Below are 9,879 nucleotides of genomic sequence, written 5' to 3'. Positions count from 1 at the left end.
GCCCGCGCCGCAGCGGCCGTCGGGCGCGTCGGCGGCGCCTGCACCGGCTTCGCCCGCGCCGCAGGCCGCTGCCCCGGCGCCCGCGCCCGCACCCGCCGCTCCGAGTCGCGGCGGCACCGACTCCACCTCTGGTGACACGGGCGCGCGCCCTGCGCCGGCTCCGGCGCCCGGGCGCTGAGCCGGGCGATCACTTCGATCAGCGTCCCTCGCTCGAGCGTCCGAGCGGGGCGCGCACGATGGCCTCGTAGCGCGGTCCCTTCGGCGACAGGTGAGACTCGAAGAGCACGAGCTCGCCGGCGCGCCACCCGACGCCGTCGCCCTGCGCCGCCTCCGCGAGCGCCCCACCGAGCCCGGGCGCGCCGCGGACGTCGCGCGCCCGGCCGAGCGTCAGGTGCGGGGAGAAGGGGCGCGCCTCCGGCGCGAAGCCGAGCGGCGCGAGCCGTCGCCCGAGGTCCTGCACGAGCGCCCCCAGCGCGGCGACGTCGCCCTGGATGCCCGCCCACACGACCCGCGGCCGCCGCGCGTTCGGGAAGCCGCCCGCGCCGTGCACCTCCAGCGCGAGCGGGTGCGACCCGGCGGCCGCCGCGCGCACGGCGTCCGCGACGGCCTCCACGCGCGGCTCCGGGACGGCGCCCAGGAACTGCAGGGTGAGGTGGACGTTCTCGGGGACGACCCAGCGGACGTCGTCGGCCGCGCGGCCCGCCGAGCGGCGCAGGTGCGCGGCCGTCGCGGCGATGCGGCGACGGACGAGATCCGTCGGCTCGAGCGCGACGAAGAGGCGGTGACTCTTGCCCTCCACGGGACGAGGTGTAGCGGACCGTGGGGCGGATGGCGAGAAGGGAGAGGGGTCGCGCTGCTACTCGACCGTCACGCTCTTGGCCAGATTCCTGGGCTGGGCATCGTGCCGGGGGAGCGAGACGCTCCCCCGGGCCCCCGGCGCGCTCTGGCGCGGCCTCTGCCGGCCGCACCGGCGCGCGTTGCTACTCGACCGTCACGCTCTTGGCCAGATTCCTCGGCTGGGCATCGTGCCGGGGGAGCGAGACGCTCCCCCGGGCCCCCGGCGCGCTCTGGCGCGGCCTCTGCCGGCCGCGCCGCCGCGCGCTGCTACTCGACCGTCACGCTCTTGGCCAGGTTCCTGGGCTGATCCACGTCCGTGCCCTTCAGATCGGCGACGTGGTAGGCGAGGAACTGGAGCGGGATGATGGAGACGAGCGGGGCGAGGAGCGGCGGGGCGGGCGGGACCGTGAGCGCCACCTCGGCGAGGCTCGCCGCGTGCGTGTCGCCCTCGGACACCACCGCGAACACGTGGCCTCCGCGGGCGCGGACCTCCTCCATGTTGCCGAGCGTCTTCTCGTACGCGCGCTCCTGCGTGGCGAGGACGACGACCGGCAGCTCCTCGTCGATGAGGGCGATGGGCCCGTGCTTCATCTCGCCCGCGGCGTAGCCCTCGGCGTGGATGTACGAGATCTCCTTGAGCTTGAGCGCCCCCTCGAGCGCGACGGGGTACTGGCTCCCGCGCCCGAGGAACAGGACGTCGCGCGCGGCGGCGCAGCGCTTCGCGATCGGCATGAGCGCCGCCTCCTGGCGGATCATCTGCTCCATCCAGGAGGGGACGTGGCGAAGCGCCTCGAGGTGCTCGCGCGCGGCGTCGGCGGAGAGCGTGCCGCGCAGGCGGCCGAGCTTCACCGCGAGGAGATAGAGGCCCGCGAGCTGGGTCGTGAACGCCTTCGTCGAGGCGACGCCGATCTCCGGGCCTGCGCGGGTGAAGAGCGTCCCGCCGTCGCACTCGCGCGCGATCGCCGAGCCCACGACGTTGCAGATCGCGTAGGCCTTGGCGCCGCGCGCCCGCGCGATCTTCACCGCCGCGAGCGTGTCGGCCGTCTCGCCCGACTGCGAGATGGCGAGGCAGAGCACGCGCTCCGAGACCAGCGGATCCCGGTTGCGGAACTCGCTCGCGAGCTCCACCTCCACCGGGATGCGCGCGAGCGCCTCGATCATCTGGCGCCCGGAGAGCCCGGCGTGCCAGGAGGTGCCGCAGGCGACGATGACGATCCGCTCGAGCTGCTTGACGTAGTCCTCGGGCAGCTCGACCCCGTCGAGCGTGACGTCGCCCTGCTCGAGCGACGCGCGCCCGCGGATCGTGTCCGCGACGGCCCGGGGCTGCTCGAAGATCTCCTTGTGCATGAAGTGCTTGTGGCCGTCCTTCTCGGCGGCCACCGCGCTCCACTCGATCCGCCGCGGCTTGCGCTCGACCGGCTCGCCGTCGCGCCCGAAGAGCGTGATCCCCCCGGCGGTCAGGACCGCGAGCTCGCCCTCCTCGAGGTAGCTCACCTCGCGGGTGTGCTCGAGGATGGCCGGCACGTCCGAGGCGAGGAAGCTCTCGCCCTCGCCGTAGCCGACCACGAGCGGCGAGGCGTTCTTCGCGGCGACGATCTCGCCCGGCCGCTTCTCCGAGACGACCGCGATGGCGTAGGTGCCCTGGACCTGCGCGAGGGCCGCGCGGACGGCGGCCTGCAGGTCCCGGGCGCCGTCCCGCAGCGCGTCGGCGATGAGGTGCGCGAAGATCTCGGTGTCGGTCTCGGAGGCGAACTTGTGGCCGCGCCCCGTGAGCGCCGCCTTGAGGTCGAGGTGGTTCTCGATGATGCCGTTGTGGACCACCGCCACCCCGCCGTACGCGTGCGGGTGGGCGTTCTCGTCCGACGGCCGGCCGTGCGTCGCCCAGCGCGTGTGGCCGATGCCCGTGCAGCCGGGCAGGGGCCCGTCGCGCAGGATCGTCACGAGGTTCTGGAGCTTGCCCTTCGCCCGCTTCACCGCGAGGCCGGACGGCCCGACCACCGCGACGCCCGCGGAGTCATAGCCGCGGTACTCGAGCTTCCTGAGGCCGCCGACGATGAGGTCGACGCACTGCCGGGGACCGACGTAGCCAACGATTCCGCACATGAGGGCCTGCCTTCTACCACGGGGAAGCGGTTCGCCCGCTAGCTCGCTCGTCCGCCGCGCGGGCCCTCGCCCGGAGCCGGCGGCGGCGCGGCCTCGGCCGCCCCTTTGTTCTGCTTCTCCGCCTGCCGCCTGGCCACCCACCCCTCCTTCGTCACTTGCTTGGCGCGCCCGAGCGCCAGTGCACCGGGCGGCACGCTGTCGGTGAGGGTGGAGCCCGCCGCGACGTACGCCCCGGCGCCGATCTCGATGGGCGCGACCAGGATCGAGTCCGAGCCGATGAAGGCCCCCTCGCCGATCACGGTGGGGTGCTTCTTCTCGCCGTCGTAGTTGCAGGTGATCGTGCCGGCGCCGACGTTCGCGCCCGCGCCCACCGTGGCGTCGCCGAGGTACGTGAGGTGGTTCGCCTTCGCCCCCTTGCCGAGGCGCGCCTTCTTCGTCTCGACGAAGTTCCCGACGTGCGCCTCCTCGCCGATCTCGCTGCCGGGGCGGAGCCGGGAGAACGGCCCCAGGATCGCGCGCGCGGCCACGGTGGACTCGTCGACGACCGTGTACGGCTTCACCGTGACGCCGTCGCCGAGGGTCGCGTCGGTGAGGATCGCGCCCGCGCCGAGCCGGCAGCCCGCGCCGACGCGGGTGCGCCCCTTCAGCCGGACGTTCGGCTCGATGACGGTGTCCGCGCCGATCTCGACGCCCTCGTCGCAGTCGAACCGCTCCGGATCCTCGATCGTCACGCCGCCGCGCATGAGCTCCGACGCCCGCCGGCGCAGGAGCACCCGCCCGGCCCGGGCGAGCTCCTCGCGGTCGTTCACGCCCGACGCCTCCTCGGGCGGGACCGGCACCGCGACCGCGCCGCCCGCGCGCGCCGCCATCGCGACGAGGTCGGTGAGGTAGAACTCGGCCTGGGCGTTGGCGCTGCCCACCTTCGAGAGCGCGTCCCACAGGAACGCCGCCTCGGCGCAGTAGAGCCCGGCGTTCACCTCGTCGATGGCGCGCTCGGCCTCGTTCGCGTCCTTCTCCTCGACCACGCGCGCCGGGTTGCCCGCGGGGTCGCGGACGATGCGCCCGTAGCCGTGCGGGTTCGCGAGCTTCATCGTCGCGAGCGCGAGGGTCGCGCCCGCCCGCGCGCCGACCACGTGCGCGAGCGTCTCCGCCGTGAGGAGGGGCGTGTCGCCGGAGAGGATCACGATCGGGCCGTCGTACGCGCCGAGCGCCTCGCGGGCGGCGAGGACGGCGTGCGCGGTGCCGAGCTGCTCGCGCTGCACGGCGAAGCGCAGCGGCGCGCCCGGGAGCGCGGCCGCGAGGGCCGCCTCGACCGCCTCCGCCTGGTGGCCCACCACCGCGACGACCGGGTTCGCCCCGAGCTCGAGCGCGCGCAGCAGCGGGAACCAGGCCAGCGGGCGGCCGCCGACCTCGTGGAGGACCTTCGCCTTCTGCGACTTCATCCGGGTGCCCTTGCCGGCGGCGAGCACGATCGCGGCGAGGGGGGTGGGAGAGCGGGTCATGTCGCGGCAGGCTAGGCTCGCCCCCGCGTGGTGATCAAGCCCGAGGAGCGGGGGCGGGGCCCGGAAAGGCTGCCGCGCGGTGGTACAGGTGGTGGATGCCCGTCCTGCTCGCGATCGTCCTGTCCGCGACCGCCGTCTCCAGCCGGGGGGCGGTCGCGACCGCTCACCCGCTCGCGAGCGAGGTCGCCGCGGACGTCCTGCGCCGGGGCGGCAACGCCGCCGACGCGGCGGTCGCGGCCGCCCTCGCGCTCGCGGTGGTCGAGCCGCAGTCCTCTGGAATCGGCGGCGGCGGCTTCGCCCTCGTCTACGACGCGCGCGAGAAGAAGGTCCACGCCCTCGACTTCCGCGAGGTCGCGCCCGGCGCGGCGACCCCGGACCTGTTCGCGGCGCGGGGCGGCGCCCCGGCGACGCCGTCGCGCTCCCTCGACGGCGGCCTCGCGGTGGCGGTTCCGGGGGCCGTGAAGGGGTACGCGGAGCTCGCGCGCCGCTTCGGCACCCGATCCTTCGCGGCGCTCGCCGCGCCCGCGGCGCGCCTCGCCGAGCGCGGGTTCCCGGCCTCGCCCTCCTACTCCGACGCGGCGAGGGCCCGCCTCGCGTGCCTGGCCGCCCGGCCCGCGGCCGCGAGGGAGCTCCTCGTCGCCGGCGCGGACGGCCGGCCCGCGGCGCCCGCGCCCGGCGAGCGGATCGTGCGCCGCGACCTCGCCCGCACGCTGCGGCTCCTCGGCCGGGATCCCGCGGCCTTCTACCGCGGCCCGCTCGCGGAGCGCATCGCCCGGGCCGCGCGGGACGACGGCGGCGTGCTCGCCGCGAGCGACCTCGCGCGCTACCGCGTGCGCGACCGCGCGCCGGTCGAGGGGAGCTACCGCGGCTACCGGATCGTCTCCATGGGCCTGCCCTCCGCGGGAGGCGCGATCGTGATCGGGCTCTTGCAGGCGCTGGAGCGGGAGGCGCCGCGCGAGGGCGGGTACCGGCCCGTGCGCTTCCTGCACGCCATGGCGGAGGCGGAGAAGCGGCTCTTCGCGAAGCGCGCCGCGCTCGGCGACCCGGACTTCGTGCCCGGGGCGGCGGGGGTGGTCGAGGAGATGGTCTCGCCCGCGTACGCCGCCCGCCTCTCCGCGGAGCTCGGCGAGCGCGCGCGCCCCGTCGCCGCGGACACGCCGCCGCGCGACGAGGGGAAGCACACGACCCACCTCTCGGTGGTGGACGCGGAGGGGAACGCGGTCGCGATCACCACGACCGTGAACTACCTGTTCGGCGCGTGCGTGGTCGTCCCGGGGACGGGGATCCTGCTCAACGACGAGATGGACGACTTCGACGCCGCCGCGGGCGCGCCGAACGCGTACGGGCTCGTCGGCACCGGCGCGAACGCGCCCGCGGCCGGGAAGACGCCGCTCTCGTCGATGGCGCCGACGCTCGTCTTCGCGCCGGGCGGGGCGCTCTGGCTCGTCGTCGGCGCGCCGGGCGGCTCGACCATCCCGACCACCGTCGCGCAGGCGATCTCCCACCTCGTGGACGACGGTATGTCCCTGGAGCAGGCGCTCGCCGCTCCACGCCTGCACCATCAGTGGCAACCGGACGCCCTGCGCGTCGAGCCGAACGCGCTCGAGGCCGAGACCGCCCGCGCGCTCGCGGCACGGGGACACCGGCTCCAGGTGGCGGAACGGCCCTGGGGCAACGCCCAGGCGGTGCGGCGCCGGCCGGACGGTCGCTGGGAAGCGGCGAGCGATCCCAGGTACGACGGAGCCCCGTCGGCGCCCTGATCGCGTGCTGGCGCGGGTTCGACGGGCGGGCGGCCGTCCGCTATCCTGCTTGTCGGATCGTGACCTCGAGACCTGCACCCACCGCCGCCGCGGGCGGCGTCCGTACGCCGCGCGCGGCGCTCGCCGCCGAGGTGCGCCGGCTCGAGGAGGCGCTCCGCGCCGCGCAGCGCGACCTCGTCGCCCACGGCGGCGACGCGCTCCCCGGGATGCACCTCCTCGTCGAGGCCGCCGGCCGGCGCGCGCTGCTCCCGGCCTCCCGCGTCTCGGAGGTGATCCGGCTCGTGGCCACCGCGCCGCTCGCCGGCGCCCCGCCGCACGTGCTCGGGACCTTCGTGTGCCGGGGCCAGCCGGTCGTCGCGGTGGATCTCTCCGCCTGGCTCGGCGCCGTTCGCGAGCCTCCCCTCGACGCCCAGATCGCGATCCTCCCCGGCTCGCCGACCCTCGGCGTCGTCGTCGACCGGGTGGACCGGCTCGTGGACGGCCCCCGGCTCTTCCACGGGGACGCGGCGTCCGGGACGCCCCCGGCCTGGCGCGGCACGCCGCTCGTCGCCGGGCTGTGCCTGCTCGACCGAGAGGTCGTGCCGCTCCTCGATCCCGCGCCCCTCGCCGAAGGCCTCCCGGAGCGGCCTTGACCGCCGCCGGCGCGACCTTCGCCGCCGGCGTCGAGGACGTCGAGCGGGCGCTGCGCGACGCGTGCGGCATCACGCTCACCGAGGGGCTCCGCACCACGCTCGAGGAGGCGCTCCGCCGCGCCGCGCGGGCGGTGGAGCTCGAGCCCGAGGCGTTCCGGGCCCGGCTCCGGGCCCGCGATCCGCGCTGCCTGGGCGAGCTCGTCGAGGCGGCGGTGGTCGGGGAGACCTACTTCTTCCGCCACCCCGAGCAGCTCGACGCCGTGCGCGAGGTGGTGCTGGCGCGCGCGCAGCGCGAGCGCCCGCTGCGGATCTGGTCGGCCGGGTGCGCCACCGGCGAGGAGCCGTACTCGCTCGCGATGCTGCTCCGCGACGCCGGCCGGGCGGCGTGCCGCGACCGGATCCTCGCGACCGACGTGTCCGCCCGCGCGCTCGCGGTGGCCGCCGAGGCGGTCTACGGGGCGTGGTCGCTGCGCCGGCTCGATCCGGGCGCGCGCGCTCGCCACCTCGAGGGCGAGGGGCCGCAGGTGCGCGTCCGCGCGGAGGTGCGCGCCGCGGTGGAGTTCCGTCGCCACAACCTCTACTCCGAGCCCGCCCCCGCCGGCCCGTTCGACCTCGTCGTCTGCCGCAACGTCCTCATCTACTTCGACCCCGAGACCGCGCGCGCGATCACCGCGCGGCTCCTCGAGGCGGTCGCGCCGGGGGGGTTCCTCCTGCTCGGCCCGGTGGAGGTGCCCATCGCCGAGAAGCTCGCGGTGGAGCGGCTGGAGGTGGGCGGCACGGTGATCTTCCGCCGGCTCGCGCCGGGAGAGGTCCGGACCGAGCGAGCGGCGCCTGCGAAGGCGCGGAGCCGGGGGAGGAGCGCGAGCGCGGCTCCGGCGCCCACCCCCGCTCCGATCGCGACGCCCACCCCGGCCGCCGCGACGCTCACCCCGGCCCCGACTCCCGCCCCGGCCGCGGTCGTGACGCCCACCGCGCTGGACACGCCGGTTCCGAGCGAAGCCGCGATCCCCATCCCCGGCTTCGAGCAGGCCCGCGCCGCCGCGCGCCGCGGCGACCTCGAGTTCGCGGAGCAGCTCGCCCGCGAGGTGGCCGAGCGGCACCTTTGCCCGGAGTCCTACCTGCTCCTCGCCATGGCCGCCGACGCGCGGGGCGATCTCGGCGGCGCCATCGACGCCCTCCGGCGCGCCCTCTACCTCGAGCCCGGCCTCGCGATGGCGCACGCGTCGCTCGTGCCGCTCTACGCGCGCGTCGGGCGGCACGACGAGGCGGCGCGCGCGCGGCGGAACGCGATCGAGGCCGTCGAGGGCCTGGACGACGGCGCGCCGCTCCGCGGCGTCGAGCCCATCACCGCCGGTGCGCTGCGCAGCGCGCTCGGCGAAGTTCGCCGGCCCCGCGCGGGCGCCGGAAGGAGCGAGCCATGAAGGTGCTGCTCGTCGACGACACGCGGACGCTCCTGTCGCTCATCCAGGTCTACCTGATGGGCTGGCAGATCGAGTTCGTGGAGGCGAAGGACGGCACGGAGGGCCTCGCGCGGGCGCGCGAGCACAAGCCGGATCTCGTCATCTCGGACGTGCGGATGCCCGGGATGGACGGCTTCGAGCTGTGCGCCGCGATCCGCGCCGATCCGATCCTCCACAAGACGCCCATCGTCCTCCTCACCTCGCTCGCCGACGACGCGAGCCGCAAGAAGGGCAAGCTCGTCGGCGCGACCGCGTTCCTGACGAAGCCCGTCTCGGTGGAGGAGCTCCGCAAGACCGTGGGCGGGATCCTCCAGCTCCCCGCGAGGAGGTAGCGCGTGACGGCAACGGGACAGGGGCGCGAGCTCAGGGCGGCTCCGGCCGAGCCGCCGGACGCGCTCGAGCCGGCGCCGTCGCCCGAGGCGCGCCGCCGGATCCTCGAGGAGCGGGCGCGGGAGATCGCCTTCGCGCGGGAGACCACCGCGGTGGCCACCTTGCCCGTGGTGGCGTTCAGCGTGGGCGGGGAGCGCTACGGGGTCGAGGTCGAGGACGTGTTCCAGATCCTCGACGCGCAGGTGCTCTCGCCGCTCCCCGCGGCGCCCCCCTGGCTCCTCGGCGCGGCGGTGGCGCGGGCGCGGGTGGTGCCGGTGCTCGACCTGCGGCAGCTCCTCGGCCTCGAGGGCGCGGGGCTGAACGACCTCGCGAAGATCCTGGTGGTCGAGCACGGCGACGAGGCGTTCGGCCTCGCCGCGGAGGCGGTCGAGGGCCAGGTGGAGCTCCCGCGCGATGGGCTCTCGAGCGCCGCGGAGGGCCCGTTCTCGTGGATCGCGCAGGACCGGCTCGCGGTGCTCGACCTCGGCAAGCTCGGCGCCCCGGCGGCGCACGGCGGGTAGCGCATGGATCGCGAGCTCTTCCGCCAGATCTGGCCCGTCTTCTCCGCCGAGGCGCGCGAGCACCTCGAGGCCATCAGCACGGGGATCCTCACGCTCGAGCGCGACCCGCGCGCGCCCGAGGCGCTCGACGCCGTGCGCCGCATCGCGCACAGCCTCAAGGGCTCTTCGGGGAGCCTCGGCCTCGCCGACGTGGAGCGGCTCGCGCACGCGATCGAGGGATCGCTCGCGGGGTTCGACCCGGCCGCCGGGCTCTCCCGCGCCGCCGTGCAGGCGTCGCTCGAGGCGGTCGAGGCGATGGAGGACGCGATCGCGGCCGGCGACGAGGGCGGCGTCATCGCCGTCGCGGGGGTCGAGACGCTCCTCGCCGCCCTCCGCCCCGCGCTCGAGCGGGCCGAAGCGCCGGCCGGGGAAGACCCCGAGGACGGCACGCCGGGAGAGGACGGCCCCGAGGCGCCGGAGCCGCGCCTCGCGGAGGCTCCCGCGCCAGGCGACGCCCCCGCCGACATGGACGCCCTCGAGGAGGCGCTCGAGCAGCTCTGCGCGCCGCTCGATCCCGAGACGCGCCGCGCGGTCGCCACCCGCGCCGCGCAGGCGGCGGTCCGGATGGGCGCGCTCGCCGCCCCCGGCGCGGCCGCGCTCGCGCGCCGCGCGGCGGATGGGTTCGCGGGGCTCGCCGACGGCGGGGTCGACGCGCC

The 9,879-nt window shown here is 76.5% G+C and carries 9 protein-coding genes; 6 read left to right on the top strand and 3 right to left on the bottom strand.

The features are described 5' to 3' along the window. Window positions 1-196: 196 nt before the first annotated feature. From thpR to glmU, 3 genes are all read right to left on the bottom strand, one after another. Complete coding sequence (gene thpR, locus MNZ29_RS22485; RefSeq protein WP_242356814.1) at window positions 197-799, bottom strand: RNA 2',3'-cyclic phosphodiesterase; 603 nt, start codon at window positions 797-799, stop codon at window positions 197-199. Between the two features lie 305 nt (window positions 800-1,104). Then, window positions 1,105-2,940: a glutamine--fructose-6-phosphate transaminase (isomerizing) gene (gene glmS, locus MNZ29_RS22480; RefSeq protein ID WP_242356812.1), complete on the bottom strand. Its 1,836-nt coding sequence runs from the start codon at window positions 2,938-2,940 to the stop codon at window positions 1,105-1,107. A 38-nt stretch (window positions 2,941-2,978) separates the two neighbouring features. Further along, window positions 2,979-4,442: a bifunctional UDP-N-acetylglucosamine diphosphorylase/glucosamine-1-phosphate N-acetyltransferase GlmU gene (glmU, locus tag MNZ29_RS22475; RefSeq protein WP_242356810.1), complete on the bottom strand. Its 1,464-nt coding sequence runs from the start codon at window positions 4,440-4,442 to the stop codon at window positions 2,979-2,981. 95 nt (window positions 4,443-4,537) lie between these two features. On the opposite strand from glmU, the gene ggt reads away from it, so the two are divergent. The 6 genes from ggt to MNZ29_RS22445 form a co-directional block, all read left to right on the top strand. Beyond that, window positions 4,538-6,202, top strand: a complete 1,665-nt coding sequence (gene ggt / locus MNZ29_RS22470) for a gamma-glutamyltransferase (protein WP_242356808.1) — start codon at window positions 4,538-4,540, stop codon at window positions 6,200-6,202. Between the two features lie 59 nt (window positions 6,203-6,261). Then, window positions 6,262-6,834 (top strand): chemotaxis protein CheW, encoded by a 573-nt coding sequence (locus MNZ29_RS22465; protein WP_242356805.1) that lies wholly within the window; start codon window positions 6,262-6,264, stop codon window positions 6,832-6,834. Next, window positions 6,831-8,255, top strand: a complete 1,425-nt coding sequence (locus tag MNZ29_RS22460; RefSeq protein ID WP_242341213.1) for a protein-glutamate O-methyltransferase CheR — start codon at window positions 6,831-6,833, stop codon at window positions 8,253-8,255. Before MNZ29_RS22465 ends, MNZ29_RS22460 begins: the two co-directional genes overlap by 4 nt. Continuing rightward, window positions 8,252-8,626 carry a PleD family two-component system response regulator gene (locus MNZ29_RS22455; RefSeq protein ID WP_242341214.1) on the top strand — a complete coding sequence of 125 codons (375 nt, stop codon included), beginning with the start codon at window positions 8,252-8,254 and terminating at the stop codon, window positions 8,624-8,626. The genes MNZ29_RS22460 and MNZ29_RS22455 overlap by 4 nt, the downstream gene beginning before the upstream one ends. 3 nt (window positions 8,627-8,629) lie before the next feature. Continuing rightward, window positions 8,630-9,184 (top strand): chemotaxis protein CheW, encoded by a 555-nt coding sequence (locus MNZ29_RS22450; RefSeq protein ID WP_242356804.1) that lies wholly within the window; start codon window positions 8,630-8,632, stop codon window positions 9,182-9,184. 3 nt (window positions 9,185-9,187) lie between these two features. Then, on the top strand, window positions 9,188-9,879 hold a 692-nt coding region (locus MNZ29_RS22445; protein ID WP_242356802.1), incomplete at its 3' end, for an Hpt domain-containing protein.

The sequence above is a fragment of the Anaeromyxobacter sp. SG64 genome (genome assembly GCF_022690745.1).
GTDB lineage: Bacteria > Myxococcota > Myxococcia > Myxococcales > Anaeromyxobacteraceae > Anaeromyxobacter > Anaeromyxobacter soli.
Note: the sequence above shows the minus strand (reverse complement) of the source record. Positions and strands in the feature narration are given on the sequence as shown.